Here is a 20,976-nt window from a genome sequence, read left to right as displayed (position 1 = left end):
AATCGCGCGCTGGCCGAGGTGGCGGCGCGGGTCGACCTGGCCCAGCGGACCGGCCACCAGGTCGACGTCCAGGACGTGCTCGACTCCCTCGCCGCCATCGCCGAGCGGGAGCCCGTCGGCCGGGCGGGGCTGCTCGGTCGCGAACCAGAACCGTTGGCACGACTGTACGAACTGCTGCCCGAGTACCAGGAACAGATCGAGGACGCGCTGGACCCCGTGGCGGACAACGAGTCCAGCACCTCGGGCGAGTCCGACGTATCGATGGTGGACACCGCCGACGAGGCGTCGTGGACGCGGTGGCTGGATCAGGTGGAGTTCGCCTCCGGGGTGCATCGGCGCGGACGGACGAGATCCCAGCCGGGTGAGTGGCGGTGGGAGCCGGTTCCGGGGCAGCTGGGGCGCAGGCGGGTGGTGCACTCCGCCGAGCCGGTGTCGGAGCGGTCGGCGTTCGAGGTGTGGCGCGGGCTGATGAACGATCAGCCGACGACCGTGGTGACCGTGCGGGTCGACCTGGATCCCGAGGGGCGGCACGGCGAGGCGGTCCGGGACGCGGTGCTGCGGGACGCCCGGCGCGGGGTCGACCGGTATTTCAACCGGGATGCCGATGGTGGGCCGCGTTTCCGGCCGAACGGTGATCGGTTGCATTTCCGGTTGGCACCGGACACCGGGGACGGGCACCGGCATGTGGTGACGCTGGATCCGGGGCGTCCGGTTGATCAGAACAACTGGCATCCGGGGCAGCATCCGACGACCAGCGCGCACGAGTTCGGGCACATGCTCGGCCTGGTGGACGAGAACGGGGCTCAGCCGGGCGGCCCGGACATCGCGGGCACCCTCATGGGGGATTACACCGTGGTGGAGCCGGGTGCGGTGCGGATGCCGGACCGGTTCTTCCACTTGGTGGAACTGGCCATCGGTGCGGTGCCGGCCGCCGGTCAGGAGGCCGCGGTGCAAGGCCCGGTCACCAAGGTGCTGCCGGACGGGGCGGTCGTGCCGAAGGCCCCGCTGGGCACTGGGCTCGGCCCGTTCAACCGGGCGATGACCTTCGAGCTGCCCCAGGCGCGGCGGGACCCGATGCGTGACGCCGACGAGGAGGTCCTCGGCATCGCCCTGCCCACCAGGAAGGGCGATGACCGGGTGGCCAGGTCGTGGGCGGAGAGCAGCACCGCCCATCCGGTCCGCGATTACCACACACTCCACAGTGGACAGTCCGCTGTCATCCACCGCGCCCAGTGGGACAGCGCCGATCCCGCCCGCAAGCCGATCTTCCTCTACCTGCACGCGGGTCCTGAGCGCTTCCGGGCTGCCACGCACCAGGGCATCCTCCGGATCGACGGCGCCACCCTGGCCGACATCGCGCTGGCCGACCCCGACTTCCAGCGGGCGTTGCGGGAACGGCCGGACGCGCCGATCGTGTTGCTGGCCTGCGAATCGGGGCAGCGCAACGAGTCCGGTGGCGGTGGCTACGACTTCCGTCGGCGGCTGACCGAACGCGGGCAGCACCGGCGGGTCTTCGCGCCGACCCAGCCGATCAACCTGGTGCCGGCCTTCGCCGCGATCAACGTGGACAACGGTGGCAGGTTCGTGGAGATCGCCGGGCCCGCGGTCGCGCCCAGGCCCAACCTCACCCGTGCCTACCGGACCGAACCCGAGGGCGTGTCGCTGTTCGAGTCGCTGCGGCCGATCGCCGTGGAGCCGTTGCCCGGCAACGACTTTCCCGCCGCCGGCCGGCCGGAGAGCGGGTTCAACAGGCAGGATCGGCCGGACTTGCGGATCGCGCGGGACGGGACGCTCGCGCTCAACGGCGGCGAGCCCGCGAACGAGGCCAGGGAGTTCTTTGCCACCGCGGAGGTGCTGGACAGGGCTCGGGAAACGTTGCGGCGGCTGGGCAGCCGGATCGAGTTCGAGGTCCAGGACTCCCGGGTGATTGTCGGCGACGAGCAGGTGCTGCACCGGGTGACGCCCAGGATGCCGGCGGAACTGGCCGAGGCCGGCCGGGACTTCGCCGGGCTCGCGCACGGCGCCCAGGCTGACACGTTGCTGTTCCGCGAACCGGGTGGTGCCAACGCGATCGCGCGGGTCAACACCGATGACGACCTTGAAGTGACCGGAACCCTGCACCTGGCCGAGGGCTTGGCGGAGAGTGTGGCACGGGACGCGGTGTCCGAAGTGGACGCTGACTCGGCAGCGGCATTCGCCGGGCGGGACACCCGGCAGGTGGGCGGTATCCCCGGCGGGCCACTGCCCGGACGCCGCTACGGCGGGATGTTCGGCCACCCGCCCGAGCGGGCGCGGATGGCGGAGGCGGCGCGCCGGGCCGGGCTCAACCAGTTCGCCTGGGCCAAGCCGGGGGAGCTGTACGTGCGGGTGTCGGTGCCGGACGGGCGGACCGAGGCCGGGTACCACTTCGCCGCGGTGATCGCCGAAAGCGCCGATGGCCGCACCCAGGTCACGCTGGAGAACCACGCGCACGCCGCTGAGTTCGAGGCCGCCGTCCGGACCGCGATCAACGAGAACCTGGCCCGGCACAACGGGTTCGAACGGATTGCCGCGGCTCTCGGCACCAGGGTGGAGCTGGCCCGTGAGGCCGGGGACACTGCCGAAGCGCGGCGACTGGAGCGGCACCGCGTGCTGGCGAACGCACTCGGCGCGATCGCGGACACGGGCTATGACAACGCGACCCCCGAGGCGCGGCGGCGGGCCTGGCAGGCGATGGCCGTCGAGCTGAACGTGGTGCCGGGCCCGCGGCGCTGGCACTTCAGGATGTACACGAAGGAACCTGGGGAGTCCTTCTTCGAGCAGCAGGCGGCGCACGCCAACCCGCTGGTCACGGTGGCATTGGGCGGAGTGCACGAGCTGGACCCGGTCGGCGTCTGGTTCGAGCAGGGGCAGCGCACCGTGCCCGCGCAGGCGGGCGGCGGGATCCGGGCGGGCGCGCGCGAGGTGGCCCGTGCGGCGGTGCTGCGCGCGGAGCTGGGGCTGCCCGCGCCCGAGGTCACGATCACCGGTTACGGCAACGGCCGCCGCGGCTTCCTCGGCGTGGGCACGGCCAGTCCGGCCGCGCGACAGCGTGCCGAGCACGTGCTGGCGGCCTACCGGGCGGCGCTGACCGCGGAACTCGCCGCGCTGCAAGGGGATCGGCCCACCGTGGCGGCCGGGGACATCAAGATCCGCACCCGGACCGGCGACGGCGTGGGCACGCCTGAGGAGCGGCGCCGGGTCACCATCGAGGTCTCCTTCGACTCGCCGCGGAGCACGGCGCAGCGCCAGGCCGAGGCCGGGTACGACCGGCTCACCCACGGGCTGTCCGACCTGACCCTGCCGACCGAAGCCGTGCGCGCCCGGATCGCCGAGTACAGCGCGCTGGCCGCGGACGGCAGGCTCGAACACCACGCACTGCCCGACGGGGTCCGGGACCAGCTCGCCGCACTCCAGGAAACGCTTGCCGGGCAAGGGGATCCGGCGGTCGGGAGCCGGGTGCGCGAGTTTGTCACCGAGGCGCTGCTGGCCGCTTCGCTGACCCCGGCCAGGAACCTGCGTGAGATCAGGCCGATCAGCTCCGCCCGGCTCCCGCAGCTCCTCGACGATCTGAACACTTCCCTTGCCCGGGGCGAGGATCCGTTCACCCAACCCACCTCGCTGGTGCACGGCCTCGCCATCCCGGCGGCCGAACTGCCGGTGCGCCTGGCCGTCCTGGGACAGGTGAACCTCGGCGCGGGAGCCAGGGCGGCGGTGGCCGGGACGCCGTTGTCCACCGCGTTGCGGGCGAATCCGGCGGCGCTCACCGAAGCGCTGTTCGCCGGTACCGGCCACGAGGAGCAGTACTTCCTCACCACCTGCGTCGCGGCCGCGGTCAACACCGGGGTCCGCACCCGGGCGCCGGGCCTGCCCTCCCTGCTGCACCTCGGCCGCACCGTGGCCACCGCCACCGAGAACCGCATCGGCCGGGTCCCCGCCGAACTCAGGAACACCCCGGACCGGCCGTTCGGTCGCACCCAGGAACAGATGACCAGGAAACGGGTCGCGGACGCGCGGACCGAGTTCGACGCCATCGAGGGGCGGGCGCTGGAACTGGTGACCGCGGATCAGCGTGACCCCGGCGTGCGCCGACAGTGGCGGGCGCTGACCGATCGCTGGGCCCGGTCAATGCAGAAACTGGCCGCCGCCGAGCTGAACCGGCCGACGGTCCCGGTGCTGACGCCGAAGGTCCGCGAGGGTGACTGGGCAGGCAGCGCGGTGCTGGCCGCGCCACTGCTGGTGGACCGGGGCGCGCGCAGGCTCACCGGTGTCGACCAGGAACAGTATGTCGCCAAGTTCCAGGCGCAGCTCGCGATGGAGCCGGGCGGGACGTTGTTCGGCGCCACCGACCTGTTCGAGGGCAAGCGGCCCCGGGTCGGCCTGGCACCGAACCTGGCGACCGGCGGGGCGCGGGCGGAGTTCTGGCGGCAGGTGGCCGAGGGTGACGGAGTCGTGCTGGACACCCCGTTCCACGCGGCCTACCTGCGGGCGACCATTGTGGACGGTCAGCGGGCATTTGTCCTCAACGACCCGAAGTTCGCCGACCCGACCAGCATGACCCCGGCGGAGCTGGCGGCCTGGGCCGACCGGGAGAGCGCCGGGGTCAGCGCGACGTTCTTCCCGCACGCCGGGGACGACACCCGGCGCACCACGCAGCGGCACCTCGGCGGCCCCGGTGGCTTCCTGCGAGTGCCCGTGTCCCGGGGGTGGGCCGGGGCCTTCTTCCCCACCGAGGAGACGCCGACTGAGCTGGGCGCGGGCCCGCGCGCGCCGATCCTCGCGCGCCGATCGGCGCCCGCTGACGGGACCACCTCGCGCGGGTACGGCGTGGACGAGCACGAGTTGCGCGCGGTCGCCGTGCACGGGGTGCTGCCGGACCGGATCGACGACTGGGACCCGGCCTGGCGGACCTCGGCCGAGCCGCTGTACCGGTACGACCTGGCCCGTCCGGAGCAGGTGTTCGCCGACGGCTTCGTGCCGCACGACCGGGTCAACTACGACCTGATGTCCCGGGTGGTCGCCGACAACGACAGCGTGTACGTCTCGCTCACCAGCGACCCGGAGCTGCACCGGCACCCGCGGACCGGCGGGCTGTACCACGGCCGGTTCCGGTACGAGATCCAGGCGCCCGGCGGCATCGTCGTCAACGACACCATGCTGGCGCATTCGCCGCTGCACGAGCATGAAGCGGAGATCGCGTTCGCCGGTGGGGTGCGGCCGCGTTTCATCCGGGGCGCCCAGGAGATCACCGCTGACGGTGAGCTGGGCGAGTTCCGGCCGAACCCGGGCTTCAACCCGGAGATCGCACCGGTCGCCGACGAGCAGGACGAGGAGTCGGAGTTCGACCCGGCCTCGGATCAGGAGTCCGAGTTCGACCCGGCCTCGGATGAGGACGACTCGAACGAGCCGGTCGGCGAGGACCCGGAGTTGGAGGCCGAGCTGGCGGAGTGGCGGGGCTTCGGCCTCACCCCTCGACCGGGCCTGCGTTCGGCGCCCACCATGCCGGGCCTCGCCCTCTCCGACAGTGACTCCGACAGCGACGCCGGGTCGGTGATCTTCGTCGGTAGCTCTGGCGGGCCGGTGACGATTGGTACCGGAGCTGGTCTGACGACTGTCGGCGCCGGTCCGGACAGCGACAGCGACACCGCCTCGGTGGCCTCCGCGGGCAGCCGGTCGACGGTGCGCGTCGCCCAGCCTGGCGGTGGGGAGCACGGGGTGAACGCGAACACCGCGGGCGGCCTCAGCTTCGGCGCGACCGGCGCGTCCGAGAACGACCAGTGGGACGAGCTGCACCAGGCGCTGCCCTCGGTGTCGCAGCGGGCCAAGCCGTTCTACGTCTACGCCACCGGCCAGGGTGACCGGTTCCTGGTCGACGGCGCGCTGATCGACGGGGCCGAACTCGCCCGGCGGGTGCGGACCTCGCCGTGGTTCCACTTCCTCGCCGACCACCACAAGGTGCCGGTGCGGCTGGCCGCCGCGGATCCGGCGGATCCGATGGGGTCGCGGCGGGCCGCGCGGGAGTTCGCCGAAGCGTTGCGCGGCAACGGGAAATACCGCAAGATCAGCGCGGCCACCGACCGGCTGGCACTGGACGCCGCCAGCGTGGCGACCGCCTCGTTCGACCTGGTGTCCGTGGCCGGACCGGACGATCTCCACTGGCACGAGCTGAAACGCGAGCACGGCAAGTCCTTCGGCATGGCCTTCGCCGCCGAATCGGCGGACAGGCTGGCCGACACCACCGACTACCGCCTGCGGGCGGTGGCCACGGAGTCGGTCGACGCCGCGGGCGCCTGGCAGCGGGAGTACACCACCCAGGTCTGGGCCCCGGCCACCGACGGCGACCGGACGCGGCCCGTGGTGCTGATGGTGGGCAGCTCCGGCCCCGAATTCACGGTGCGCCTGGACGACGAGTCCCTGCTGCCGGTCACCCCGGAACACCTGGCCTCGCTGCTGCACCGCTCCTCGATGTTCCAGCAACTCACCGGCGGTCCGATCCGCCCGCCACTGCTGGTGATCGGCAAGGACGACGCGCTGGCCCCCGGCGCGAGGGGCCTGTCCAACGCCCGGTTCCTGGCCAAGCTGCGTGAGCTGAGCGGGCCCTGGGTGAGCTGGGACGTCACCGGCGACACCAGGCCCGACGCCTACGCCGTGGCGGCCGTGCCCGCGGGCTCGAAGTTCACCGAGGGCAAGCCACCGGCGCTGGCCGAGGTGGTGCACGTGTCCGCGGACTCGGTGTTCGGTTTCCCGGTGCGCGGCGGCCTCCGCGACCTCGCGGCGGAAACGGCCGCACTGCGGGACTTCATCGACGAGGTCGAGCGCGGCACCGCCAGGCTGAGCGGGCCGTGGCAGGGCACCGAGCCGTTGGTCGTCGCGGTGGACTCCCCGGACGGCAAGCACGTGCGCATCGGGACCGTGGCCGGCCCCGCGCTGGAGCTGGACGGCAGGCAGTTCGGGCGGATGCTGCTGGCGGACCAGGGTTTCCGGCAGCAGCTGGAGGCTGATCCGCGGCGGCCGGTGGTGCTGGTGGGCCGCAATGCCGCGGTGCGCAACAACTTCGGCGGGCTCGGCTTCGACTTCGCCGGGGCGCTGCGGGCCGAGGGCTTCTTCCCCGACACGCACGCGCCCGACGGCCCGGCCCGGATCGAGGCGGACCGGATCCAGACCGGACCGGGCGTCAGTTTCGTCCGCGTTTCCGAGCTGCGGGCCGGGGACCTGCGCCGGAAGGTGCTGGCCAACCGGGACGGCGTGCCGGTGGCGGTGCACCTGTCCCTTGGCGACCAGCGGCAGGACGACGAGGTCGACGTGTGGTCCTGGAACGTCACCGCGGACAGCGTGCGGCGGTCCGCGGTGGCGGGCGGCGCCCGGACGGAGGAAGCGCCCTGGCGGCAGGGCGAACTGCCGCTGTTCGTGCTCGCGAGTTCCAGCGACCTCGGTTACCGGGGCCTGTGGCGGGATCACACGGATCCCAGGCACGCCATGTCCCTCACCCCGGACCAGCTCGGCCAGGTCCTGCGCGCCGATCCTGAACTGCGGCGGATCCTGGGGCGGGGGATTGGCGTCGGCCGTGACCGGTCACTCGTGCTGCTGGGACTGGCCGGGAAGACCACCGGCGCCCAGAAGTTCGGCAAGTCCCTGCTCAGCGGCGGCTTCTCCCGGTGGATCCACACGCCGAAGGGGGAGGCCACCCTGACCCAGGACGGCCGGATCACCTTGACCGGCAACGGTTTCACCTCGCGAGCGCCCATGCTCCCCGGCTCGGGGGACATCGTCACGCACGCCATGGCGAACGAGGCACTGGGCGTGCACGGGCAGTTCCTGCCGCGCGACGAGACGGACGGCCACCAGATGCACCTGGCCGCCTACCGTGATTCCGCGACCCGGCAGCAGTACTACTTCCGGGAGATCACCGAGCAGGACAGCGCGGGCCGCGACGTCACCCGCAGCGTCGCCTACCTCGCACCGTGGGCGGGGATCCCCGGCCGGTCCTGGTCCCTCGACGGCCACGGCTCCACCGTGGGCTTCCAGTTCGGGCTGCGCACCGACCAGCCGCTGCACATCGGCGACGCCGTCCTGGTCGACGGGGCGGCGGCCGCGACCCTGGTCTTCGGCACCGAGGTGTTCCAGCAGGCGGGCCTGGACCCCGCCGGCCCGGTCCTGCTGGGGCAGTGCTGCTTGAACAAACCCCGGCTGCCGGACCCCACCAGGGCCGCCGAGTTCCAGATCAAGTGGCGGCAGCTCCGCGGTGTTCCGGCGCGGGTATTCGGCGCCTCCGGGGTGGTCGGGGTGTGGGAGAACGCGGCGACCCGCCAGGTCGAGGACGGTGCCTTCGCCGAGGTGCTGCCCGCGGACGGGGTGGGTCCGCCGGAGGTGCGGATCGCCGACCTCACGATGAGCCGGATCCCGGGGCTGAAGGTGGGATTCCCCAGGGGGAGCACCATCCTGCCGGGCTCCGAGGTGGCGGAGGTGCGCGGCCTGGCCCGCGCGGTGGCCGCCGCGGCGGCCTGGCGACGGGCCAACAACGTGCCGCCGCCCGAGGTGACCGTCGACGGGTACGGCCACCCCGTCCCGTTCCGCCGGCACCGCGGCCAGACGAACGGGCAGGCCAGGGCGGACGCGGTCGCCGCGGTGTTCACCGACGAGCTGACCGCCCACGGGGTGCGGCTGGGCGAGCTGGGCCTGGACGTCCGGCCCGAGCACGTGCTGCTGCGCGTGCACGGCCGCGAAGCCGGGCCGCACCAGGACAGTGGCGTCCAGGTCGAGGTGCTGCTCTCCGGGCCCGACGTCGGCGAGCAGGCGCTGCTCACGGCCCAGGCGACCCCCAGGGACGTCGCCGCCACGGACGCGCTGAACCTGGCGCTCGCGGCTCTCACATCGCGGCAGTCCCCGCCCGGCGCACCCCGGCCCGCCACCGCCCGACCCACGACCGCGGTCCCCGGCACCCGCGGACTGTCCTCATCGGACGAATCGACTGAGGGCCGCCAGGCGAAGCGGCCCCGGCACGAGCCGGCCGGGGTGGCGTTCCCGACCGGTCCGAACGCGCGCGGCGCGCTCGCCTTCGCCCGCGACCCGGCCGAACTGGCCCAGTGGCGGACCGTCTACCAGGGACTGCCCGCGCGTCCCGGTCAGCCCGTGCCGTTCTACGTCTTCGCCGCCGCCCGCGACTTCGTGCACGGCGCGGATCTGGCTGCCCGGGTCGCCGGTGCCGATGCCTACCGTCAGGCGCTGGCCGCCGATCCGGACCTCACGGTGGTGGTGCTCGGCGCCGATCCCGCCCGTGTCGCCCGCGAGCTGCGGGAGTTCGCCGAGGCGTTGCGGGATTCCGGCCGCTACCGCGAGGTGCTCGCTGCGGACCAGTCGCGGCCCGGCGGTTTCCAGCGGGTCTCCCGGCTGGACCTGGCCGATGTGGAGTGGGTGCCGCTGACCGATGTGAGCAAGAAGGTCTACGGCGTTGGTTTCCCCGGCACCGCGGCCGCGAAGCAGGACTGGGCGGCGTTGCCGGAGAAGGCCACCAGTCATTCGCGGCGGCTGATCGCGGAGAAGGACGAGGATGCCGACGACAGCTCAATGGACGGGACCGAGGACTCTTACGACAGCTCGGTGGACGGGACCGAGAGCGAGGACTCCGACGACGGGTTGCGGGAGGGCATCGAGACCGTCGCGCCGTGGTCCCCGGCCACTGCGGCCGGCCGGACCGAGCCGGGCTCACTCATGCTGGAGGCCAAGGATGGCCGGCATGTGGTGCTGCTCAAGGGCAAGGACCGGCAGCTTGAGGTCAGCGGGGATGAGCTGACCGAGCTGGCCCTGGCGACGACCGTGTTCGCCGCGGCCAGTCAGGCTCGGGTGCGGCCGCCGATCGTGCTGGCCACCAACGAGCTGAGCCCAGGTGAAACGGACCCGAACACGGCCTTGCTGGACTCGTTGCGGCGATTGGCCGGACCGTGGCCCGGTCATGCCCTGACCGGCTCGGTCGGCCACGGCGGCTTCGGCCAGCTGACCGTGCGACCGGGCGAGCGGTTCACCGAGATCAAGCTGACCCTCGACGAGGTGAACCACTTCGCCGCCGGGCCGCTGTTCGGCTTCCCGGTCGGGGCGGACCGGGATGCCGCGATCGACTGGTTGCGGCAGTTCGCCGAGAGCACCGGTGGTCCGTGGGGTGACCGGGATCCGATCTACGTCGTGCTCGACGGCGCCACTGGCCACGCGAACGTGGCACTCGGCAATGGCCGGATCGCGGAGACCGAGGGTGACAAGCTCGGCGTGCTGCTGCTGTCGGATCCCGGATTCCTTGCCCTGGTGGCGAATGAGCCGGGCCGGCCGGTCGTGCTTGTCTCCGCCAAGGGTGCGGCGCGGCGGAACCATGGTGGGCTGGGCTTCGATTTCGCCGGCGCGTTGCGGTCTGCCGGGCACTTCAACGATGTCTACGCGCCCAGCGGGCCGGTCCGCGACTCGGCGTTCGAGGTGGTCTCGACCTGGCGGGACGGTGACCTGAAGACGACTGTGTTGTCCAGCGGCAACAAGGCCGACATCCTGCTGCTGCACGCACCCGGGGACGAGGAGTTCGGCACGGACCTGCGGGCCTGGATCGAGCAGGCCGATGAAGGCGCACTGACCAACTTCCTGGACGCGCACGGGCAACCGCAGGACCTGCCATGGGATGCGGACACACCGCCGGTGTTCATCCTCGCCCAGACCACCGAGCAGGGCTTCGCCGCCCAGCGCGCGGATGGGGCAGCTGCCACCGTCTCGGCGACCGAACTGGCCCAGGCGCTGCGGGACGAGCCCGCACTGCGCCGGCTGATGGGCACCGACTGGACCCGCCCGCTTGCGCTGATCGGCTTCGGTGCGCCGGTGACCGGGCTCCGGGAGTTCGCCGCCGCGCTGGTGCCCGGTGGCTATGCCCGCCCGATGTTCGCCCCGGACGGCCGGATCGCCTTTGACCAGCCGGGCGTGCTGCGGGTCGAGCACGGTCGGTTCCACCACGTCGCTGCGATCACGCCTGGACCCGGCGACCTGGTCGGCTACCCGCACGTCCGCGCTGACGGCACGGTGCACGGCCAGTTCTTTCCGACCGAGGACTTCGACGTGCTCTCCGACGCGCTCAACGGCATGCGTTTTGTCGGCGAGATGCAGAACCTTTACCACCGGGAGGTTCCTACCCCCACCCGAGGGCCGAATGGCAGGCCGCTGCTGAACACCCTTGGGCAGAAACAGAAAGTGGGCGCCGCGGCGCCGTGGGCAGGGCGGGACCCGTGGATCGTGGACGGCCACGGCGAAAAGGGGCTCGGTATCGGCTTCGCGATGGCCACCGGCCGGCCGCATGTGCGTGGTGATGTGTTGTGGCTGAACGGATCCGCGGGTGCGCGGGCGATTTTCGGCAGCGAGGTCTACCAGCAGGCAGGCGCCAGGGACGCGGTGCTGCTCGGCCACTGCTCGACCGCTGCCGCCTACCCCGGCCAGTTCTCCGTCGCCTACTTGATCAAGCAGGCAGCCGACCGGGAGTTCGGGCCGGTCACCCTGTGGGGTGCCGATCAGGTGGCCGCGCTGGCGAAAACGGGCAGACGGACCGTGCGTGACAGCGGGATGTTCCACGAGATCGGCGCGCCCGTGGCGGCCCCGCCGCCGGAACTGCCGGCCGCGGGGCCGGGTTCGGGCCCCGTTGTCACCAAGGGCGGTCCGCGGCAGCCCTCGGCCAAGCGGCCCCGGCACGAGCCAGCCGCGGTGGCGTTCGCGGCCGGTCCGAACGCGCGCGGCGCGCTCGCCTTCTCCCGCGACCCGGCTGAACTGGCCCAGTGGCAGGCCGTCTACCAGGGGCTGCCCGCGCGTCCCGGTCAGCCCGCCCCGTTCTACGTTTTTGCCACCACCCGTGATCTCGCCGACGGCGCCGATCTGGCCGCCCGGGTCGCCGGTGCCGACGCCTACCGCCAGGCGCTGGCCGCCGATCCGGACCTCACGGTGGCGGTGCTCGGCGCCGATCCCGCCCGTGTCGCCCGCGAGCTGCGCGAGTTCGCTGAGGCGTTGCGTGGTTCTGGTTCCTACCGCGAGGTGCTCGCCGTGGACCAGTCGCGGCCCGGCGGTTTCCACCGGGTCTCCCGGCTGGACCTGGCCGATGTCGAGTGGGTGCCGCTGACCGATGTGAGCAAGAAGGTCTACGGCGTGGGCTTCCCAGGGACGGCGGACGCGAAGCAGACCTGGGAGGCGTTCTCGGAGAAGGCCACCAGCCATTCGCGGCGGCTGATCGCGGAGAAGGACGAGGACCTCGACGACAGCGTGCTGAAGGGGACCGAGACCGTCGCGCCGTGGTCCCCGGCCACCGGGGCAGGCCGGACCGAACCGAGCCTGCTTACGTTGGAGGCCAAGGATGGCCGGCATGTGGTGCTGCTCAAGGGCAAGGACCGGCAGCTCGAGGTCAGCGGGGACGAGCTGGCCGAGCTGACCCTGGCGACCACCGTGTTCGCCGCGGCCGGCCAGGCCGGCGTGCGGCCGCCGATCGTGCTGGCCACCAACGAGCTGACCCCCGGCCAGGTGGACCCGAACACCGCCCTGCTGGACTCATTGCGGCGACTCGCCGGACTGTGGCCCGGTCACGCCAGGACCGGCTCGATCGGCTACGGCTTCTACGGCCAGCTGACCGTGCAGCCGGGTGCACGGTTCACCGAGATCGGGCTGACCCTCGACGAGGTGAACCACTTCGCCGCCGGCCCGCTGTTCGGCTTCCCCGTCGGGGCCGACCGGGACACCGCCATCAACCGGTTGCGGCAGTTCGCCGAGGACACCACCGGCGGTCCGTGGGGCGATCGGGATCCGATCTACGTCGCGCTCGACGGCGCGACCGGCCACGCGAACGTGGCACTCGGCAACGGCCGGATCACCGAGGCCGAGGGCGACAAGCTCGGCGCACTGCTGCTGTCGGATCCCGGATTCCGCGCCCTGGTGGCGAATGAGCCGCACCGGCCGGTCGTGCTCGTCGCCGCGGAGGGCGCGGCGCGGCGGAACCACGGCGGGCTGGGCTTCGACTTCGCCGGCGCGTTGCGGTCCGCCGGGCACTTCAACGACGTCTACGCGCCCAGCGGACCGGTCCGCGACCTGGCGTTCGAGCTGGTCTCGACCTGGCGGGACGGTGACCTGAAAACGTCCACGCTGTCCAGCTCGGCGGACAAGACCGACATCCTGCTGGTGCACGCACCTGGGGACGAGCACTTCGTCGCGACCCTGCATGCCTGGATCGAGCAGGCCGATGAGGGCGCACTGGCCACTTTCCTGGACGCGCCCGGGCAGCCGCTGGACCAGCCGTGGACCGAGGACTCGCCGCCGGTGTTCATCCTCGCCCAGACCACCGGGCCCGGCTTCGCCGTCCAGCGCGCGGATCAGGCAGGCGCCACGATCTCGGCGACCGAACTGGCCCAGGCGCTGCGAGACGAGCCCGCGCTGCGCTGGCTGGCGGACACGGACTGGACCCGCCCGATCGTGCTGATCGGCTTCGGTGCACCGGTCACCGGGATCCAGGAGTTCGCCGCCGCGCTGGTACCCGGTGGCTACTCGCGCCCAATGTTCACCCCGGACGGCCGGATCGCCTTCGACCAGCCGGGCGCCCTGCGGATCGAGCACGGGCGGTTCCAGCGGGTCGCCCCGAGCACGCCCGGACCCGGCGAACTCATTGGCTACCCGCACGTCCGCGCCGACGGCACGGTGCACGGCCAGTTCTTCCCCACCGAGGACTTCGACGTGCTCTCCGACGCGCTCAACGGCATGCGCTTCGTCGGCGCGACCCAGGACACCTACGAGCGGGAGGTCACCACCCTCGGGCAGCAGCGGATCGTGGGCGCGGCGGCGCCGTGGGCGGGGCGGGACCCGTGGATTGTGGACGGCCACGGTGAAAAGGGCCTTGGCATCGGCTTCGCGATGGCCACCGGGCGGCCGCACGTGCGCGGTGATGTGGTGTGGTTGAACGGATCCGCCGGCGCGCGGGCGATTTTCGGCAGCGAGATCTATCAGCAGGCCGGCGCCAGGGACGAGGTGCTGCTCGGCCACTGTCTGACCGCCGCCGCCCACCCTGGCCAGTTCTCCGTGGCCTACCTGATCAAGCAGGCGGGGGAGCGGGAGTTCCAGCCGCTCACCCTGTGGGGCGCCGATCAGCCGGTCGTGCTGCCGCAGACGGGCAAGCGGCGCGTGCGCGAGGACGGCATGTTCCACGAGATCGGCGCGCCCGTGGCGCCGGTGCCGCCGGAACTGCCCGCCGCGGGGCCGGGTTCGGGCCCCGTTGTCACCAAGGGCCGCGCCGGGCGGATCACCGCCGTCAGCTACCCGCCCAGCGCCAATACCCCCGGCGGCCTGGCCCTGGTGCCGGACCGCTCGCACACCCATGGCTGGCCGCTGCGGATGTACCAGGTGCACGCCGGCCTGCCCGTGGACCGGGAGGGCCCGCTCTACGTCTACCTGGTGGCCACCACGGACGGGTTCCTGGCCGGCGACAGCCGGGACCTGGACGCGCGCGCGGCGGCCGGGACGATCCTGCGCGACGGCGGGGAGATCGCCGGGGATCCGGGCACCAGGGTGCGGATCGTCCTGCTCGCCCGCGACAGCCCCGACGACGCCTGGCGGCACGCGGCCGACTTCGCCACGGAACTGCGTCACGGAGGCGAGTACCGGCACGTCGAGGCAGCGGTGCTGACCGTCAACCCGGCGGCCGCCGCCGAGCTGCCCGCGGCCGGGGACGCCGACTTCCACCTGGTGTCCACGCCGCGCGCCGAGGAGGTGCGCCCGACCGTGCTGACCAACGCCGAGGGCCACCGCCACGGGTTCAACCTCACCGGCGATCCGTGGCCCGAGCGCGGCGCCAGGAACGCGACCACGCACGCCGAGCGGGTGCTGGCCGTCACCCACTACGACCAGCTGGGCAGGCGGATCGTCGAGGAACACCCGATGCCCGCGCAGTGGCGGCTGGAACCGGGCCGGACCCGGCCGATCGGGATCTACCTGGACGTGGCGCCCTCCGGCGACTTCCGGGTCGGCCTGCCCGCCGGGGTCGCCGTCGAGCGGACCCCGGAGCAACGGGCCGCCGACCTGGCCGCGGACCCCGGGTTCGGCCAGGCGATCGGCGGCGGCGTCCGGCCCGCGCTGAACATCGTGGTCCGCGACACCGCGCCGGATGCCCCGCCGCGTCAGCACGTCGAGCGGTTCCTGGCCGAGCTGGGCAGGCGCACCGGCGGGCACTGGGAGAGCAACACCTACTCCGGCCCGGTCGAGTTCGACCCCTACGGCGTGCTGATCATCCCCGAGCCGAACACCTTCCGGCACCGGCCCACCCTGTTCCCCACCCGCGACCTCTTCCATACCGGCCGGGTCTTCGGCCTGCCGGCACCGGAGAACGCGTGGTCGCAGGCGGACATGCGGCGCTTTGCCACCGCGGTCCGGCAGGTCCGTCTCACCGGAGCAGGGCGGGACGGCCGGACACCGCTGTTCGTGCTCGCCGCCGGCTCCGGCCACAGCACGTCCGTGGCGCACCCCGGCGGATTCGTCACCGAGGAGAACGGCTACTGGGCCGGGGACTGGCTGGCCCGGCGGCCCGAGTTCACCGGCGCGCTGCGGCTGCACCCGGGCAGCCCGGTCGTGGTGATCACCCCGAACGGCGCCGCGCACAACGGTTACGGCGGCTTCGGTTTCGATTTCGCCTCCGCACTGCACGCGCACGGCCTTTACCCGGACGTGTACTCGCTCACCGGCGACGGCGGCCTGGTCTGGGACGCCGACCACCCGCCCGAGCTGGCCCTGGTGTCCCAGCCCAGGGCCGGGGAACTGGACGTGCTGCGGATCCGCGCCGCCGACGGCACCCCGCGACTGCTGCTGGTCCGTTCCCCGGGCGATGAGATCCTGGTGGAACGGTTGCGGCAGTGGGCATCGGCGAGCACACCCGGCACCCTGGCCACGGTCACCCTGCCCGCTGGCGAGGCGCCCGCGCCGTGGCGCGGCTCGGCCACACCACCGGTTTTTGTGGTGGCCAGGCGCACGCCCACCGGCTACCTCGGCACCCGCCGCGGCGAACCGCTGGACCTGAGCCCGCGGGACCTTGCCGGAGTCCTGGGCGACGACCCCACCCTGCGCGGCCTGCTCGGCCGCGGCACCGCGGGCGCCGACCTGGTGCACGGGCAGGAACCCTCGATCGTGCTGGCCGCCCTGGGCGGGACCGTGCTGGGCCGCAAGGAGATCATCGCCGGATTCGCCGACGGCGGCTACTCGCGCACCACCCACACCGCGGCCGGGGAGTTCGACTTCCGGCCCGATGGCACCCTGCGCACCGACCTCGCGGAGTTCCGGTCGGCGCCGCCGCCGCACCCGAGCGCCGACACCGTGGTCAGGTACCCGGCCGTGCGCGCGGACGGCACGATCGACGGGGAGTTCCTGCCCTCGGAGGACTTCGACCTCCAGGCTGACGCGCTGGCCCACCGGAACACCGACGACGCGGGCAGTCGCTTCTACTTCCAGCAGCAGCTCAACGAGCAGGGGGCCGAGTACGACAACCTGGCCCTGGTCGCCCCGCACCACGACAACACCTGGAAGGTGGTCGCGCACGGCCTGCGGTCCGGCCTGATCGTCGCTCGGAAGACGGGTTTCCCGCACGGCAGGGGCGATGTCGTGACGCTGACCGGCCGGGCCGCCGCCCCGGTGCTGCACGGCAGCGCGACTTTCCTGCAGGCCCATCCGGAGGACTCGCCCTGGCTGGAGGCCAGGGTGTGCTGGCTGAACGCGCCCGCCTACCCCGGCGCGACGCCGGCCGCGTGGTCGATCGTGGATCAGTGGAACCTCGACCTGCCGGACCGGAAGTTGGCGGGCGCCACCGCCGCGAGCAATGTGCTGGAGCTGAAGTACCAGGGCGTCGCGCTCCGGGTACGTGGCGGCGGCACCTTCGCCGAGGTCGGCGTGCCCGAGGGTGAGCAGCCGCTGATCCGGGTCAGGGATCTGCTGGCCGACCGGCTCGACGAGGTGCGGCTGGAGTTCGCGGGGGACCAGGACCCCGCGAACTCCGGGCAACAGGAGGCGTTGCGGGAACTGGCATACCGGACCGCCCGCGCGGCCGCCGGCCGGGCCGTGCTGCAGCCCGGCAGCAGGCTCCCGTCGGTCACCCTGGCCACCGGCGCGCTCGACGGGATGCCGGTGCGGCTGGTCGAGCAGGAGTTCCGGACGGCATTGGCGGCCGAAGCCGAGGTGCTGGCCAAGCTCGGGTTGTCCTTCGACCTGGCCGACATCCCGATCCACGCGGTCGAGGCGGACGAGCCTGGCACCGGCCGCGAGGTGCTCGTCCAGGTGCACCTGGACAAGGCCACCGCCCACGCCGAGCTGTCCGGCGCCGGGTTCAGCGGCCCACCGCTGGCCAAATCGCCTGCCGCCGACGCCGCCCGGCACGCGCGGCTGGACCTGCTCACCGACGAGATCGCGCAGATCAACCGGCACCTCGCGGCCTTCCCCGCCGGCTTCCAGACCGAACTGCGCGCCAGGACGCGGGTCTGGACCGAGCTGGGCGAGCGGCTGCGGTCCGGGCCGGACCTCCCCGATCTCACCGACCGGCTGACCGCCGCCCGCGAGCTGACCGGCCGGCTGCGCGCGATCCGGTTGCGGCACCTGGGCGTGATCCACGCCGACGGACTGGAGGTGATCGCGGGCGGCGGACACCCGCTGACCTTCCACCCCGATGGGGTTCCCGGCGGCGTGAGCAGCCGGGCGGACACCAGCCTCGGATTCACCGTCGAGGTCCAGCCGGCCGACGAGCTGAGACAGGCCATCGAGCAGCGTCCGAAGTGGACGATCGTCCCGGAGTCCGCGCACACCAACGGGATCAAGGTGGTCTCACCGGTCGGCAAGGGCGATCGGGCAGGCTGGACCGGACTCGAGGACGTGCTGGCGGTCATCCGATCCCACCAAGGTCACGCCGGCGGCCAGGTGCACCTCGACTTCGCCGAACAGCTCCAGCCGCGGGAGCACGCCCGGCGCACGCGGCTGGCCAAGGCGTTCGAGGCGATCCGCGACCGCCTGGAGTTCCGGTTCCTCGCCGGCAGCCTGGATCCCGCGGTGTGGCAGGCGCACGCCGAGCTGTCCGCCGCGATGGCGCTGGCCGCCAGGGACCCGGCCCTGCACCGGCGGCTCGACGCGCTGGAAGCCGACCCGAGCAGCACACCGGCCGAACCCGAGGCGGCACTCGAGGTGCTGCTGGGCTTCCTGGAGCTGCTGCCGCTGAGCCCGGCGGCCCAGGAACAGGCCGTGCGGCTGTTCGCCTGGACCGACCAGCTGGACCAGGACGGGTACGCCCCGTATCCGGCCCACCTCTTCGCGGACCGCGCCTATGACCTGTTCGGCACCCCACCGCCCGCCGCGCAGCTCCCGGCCGCCGTGGCGGGACCCGCGCAGCCGGTGGCCGCGGCGGGCCCGCGCGAGGTCGAACTGCTGCTGCTGAACGACGCGCACGGCCGGGAGATCATGCTGGCCACCACCGTCAACGCGACGCACACCCAGCTGATGACCCGCACCGTGGCCAAGTACACCGACCTCGGCTCGCGGACGCTGGTGCTGGAGCGCGAGTTCTCGCCCGGTCAGAAGGTCACCCAGCTCGTCGACGCCGACTGGGCCGACGGCGTCAACCCGGTCCGGATGATGTTCACCGCCGACAACGGTTCGTTCTACGCCATGGGCAAGCGCGGCGCCCCGCAGCGGGTCACCGCCGAGGAGCTGGCCGAGCAGGTCGCGGCCAGCCCGGAGTTCCAGCGGCTGGCCGGCGGAGCGGTCCGGCCCGCGCTGTTGCTGACCACCCACGACACCACCGCGGCGCCCGGCGACCAGCGGCTCAACACGGCCTTCCTGCAGCGGCTGACCGAACTCACCGGTCCCTGGGTGGCCGACCACTACATCGGCCCGGTCGCGCACAACAGGTACGGCGTGCTGCTGCTCAACCAACGGCCGACCAGGTGGACGCCGCTCACCCTGGCCGACATCCAGCACTTCAGCTCCGGTGACACCATCACCTTCACCAACCGGCTGCCGACCTACACGGACAGCCGGATGCCGCTGCTGGTCGGGCTGAGCGGGACCGCGGACACCGCCACGATCACGCTGGCCAACGGGGTGCGCGCCGAGCTGAGCGGCGCCCGGCTCGGCGAGGTGGTGCTGGCCGAGCCCGAGTTCCGCAGGCTGCTGACCGAGAACCCGCTTCGCCCGGTCGTGCTCGAGACCGACGCGCTCGAGGTCAGGGTGGGCCACGGCGGAGTCGGCTTCGACTTCGCGGGCGCGCTGCGGGCGGAGAAGTTCTTCAACGAGGTCCACCTGCGATCCGGCGACGGCACACTGACCCTGGTGTCCACGCCACGGCCCGGCGACCTGAAGACGACGATGATCATGGGGCCGATGGGGCGGCTGGCCGGCATCTTCGTGCATTTCCCCGGCGACGCCGCGGTGTACGACCAGGTGCGGCGCTGGGCGGCCAAGGGCGGGCAGCGCCGCAAGCGGTTCGTCAAGGCCGACGGCCGCTGGGAGCGCTTCCCGTGGCAGCGGGAGCCGGTGTTCCTGTTCGTCGCGCGCAAGGACAACGGCTACCGGGCGCTGCGCGCCGACGACCAGGAACTCCAGCTGGTCCCGGCCGAACTGCCTAGGTACCTGCGGGACGGCGACGACCTGCGGCTCATGCTGGGTCCGGAGGGCGCGGCCAACGGCGTCGAGGGGACCGAGGTCCCGGTGCTGGTGGCGGCCATCGACGGCCCCGTCGCCGACCTCGCCGGGATCGCCGCCGAATTCGTGCCCGGCGGGTACTCGCGGGCCTTCTACGGCCCGAGAGGCGGGCTGACCTTCGAGCGGACCGGCCGCCTGGTCATGGACGGTGACGGGTTCGACCGCATCGACCCGATCCTGCCGGGACCGGACCAGGTGCGCAGGTTCGAGCGGGCGAGCGCCCTGCTGGGCATGCGCGGCGAGTTCTTCCCGAGCAACCCCGAGGACCGCGCGTTCATGGCACTGCAGAGCACCCTGGAGAACCCGGTCCGCAGCCGCATCTACGCCAGTGTCGTGATGCCGCCGCCCGGCCCTGGCCCGCGGTACAAGCGCGTTGGCTGGTTCCTCAGCCCCAGGGGCGCGAACCCCAGCCACGCCTGGGCCGCCACCATGCACGGTGACGCTGACCTGGGTTTCCACTTCTCGATGGCCACCGGCCACCGCACCCGGCTGGGGGACACCGTCGCCATGACCGGGGCCGCGACCTCCGCCATCGTCCTGGGGTCCCAGGCGTTCCGGCGGGCCTTCGCCGGTTCGGCCAACGACGTGGAGCTCACCCTGCTCTCGTGCAGTGCCGACGCCCGCGCGGCCGCGACCGGGCGCAGCATCGCCCAGGATCTCCAGGCGAACACCGCCCCGAACGACGCGGTGCGCACGCTCATCGCCGCCGACGGCAGGGTCTCCGCCGTACCTGGCGAGATACTGGGCGTCCAAGGCGGCAGCGGCCACTTCCGGGTGGTGCGGGCGCCGGGCGTGCCGAGGGACGAGCCGGTGTCGCTGTTGCACCTGGCCACCAACAACATCCCGCCGGCCCGGCTGGTCGCCGGGGGCGTGCCCGCTGTGCACCGGACCGCCCGGCTGGCGGCGCGGGCCGCGGTGTGGCGGCTGCGCCGGAACGCGCCGCAACTGACCGTGCTGATCACCGCGTACGGGCCGGACCAGGCGGCGGGGGTGGCGCTGGCCCAGCAGACCGAGGCGGTCTTCCAGGCCGAGTTCTTCGCCGAGTTCGCCCGGCTGGCCGAGTGGGGGCTGCCCAGCCCGCAGACCGTCCCGTACTACTGGTTCGGTTTCGACCTCACCGCCCTGCCCGGCGCGGCAGGCCCCGAGGCCTACGTCGAGGTCATGCTGCCCCCGGTCGAACTGGGCGTGCGGGCACTGCTGTCGGGGGACATCGTGGCGATCGAGCAGGAGTTCGCCCGGCTCGTGGTCTGA

Annotated in this window: 1 protein-coding gene (cut by a window edge); it reads left to right on the top strand. The window is 72.9% G+C overall.

What is annotated here, in order from left to right; translation table 11 throughout:
• On the top strand, positions 1-20,976 hold the 3' portion of the coding sequence (locus MZC64_RS40880) for a protein-glutamine glutaminase family protein (RefSeq protein ID WP_247765019.1). The gene continues 7,872 nt to the left of window position 1, outside the view; only the last 20,976 of its 28,848 coding nucleotides appear in the window; its start codon lies beyond the left edge, outside the window; its stop codon occupies positions 20,974-20,976.

It is taken from the genome of Crossiella sp. S99.2 (assembly GCF_023094165.1).
In the GTDB taxonomy this organism is placed as follows: domain Bacteria; phylum Actinomycetota; class Actinomycetes; order Mycobacteriales; family Pseudonocardiaceae; genus Crossiella.
The sequence above is the reverse complement of the archived record's forward strand: the minus strand, read 5'-3'. Positions and strand labels throughout refer to the sequence as shown.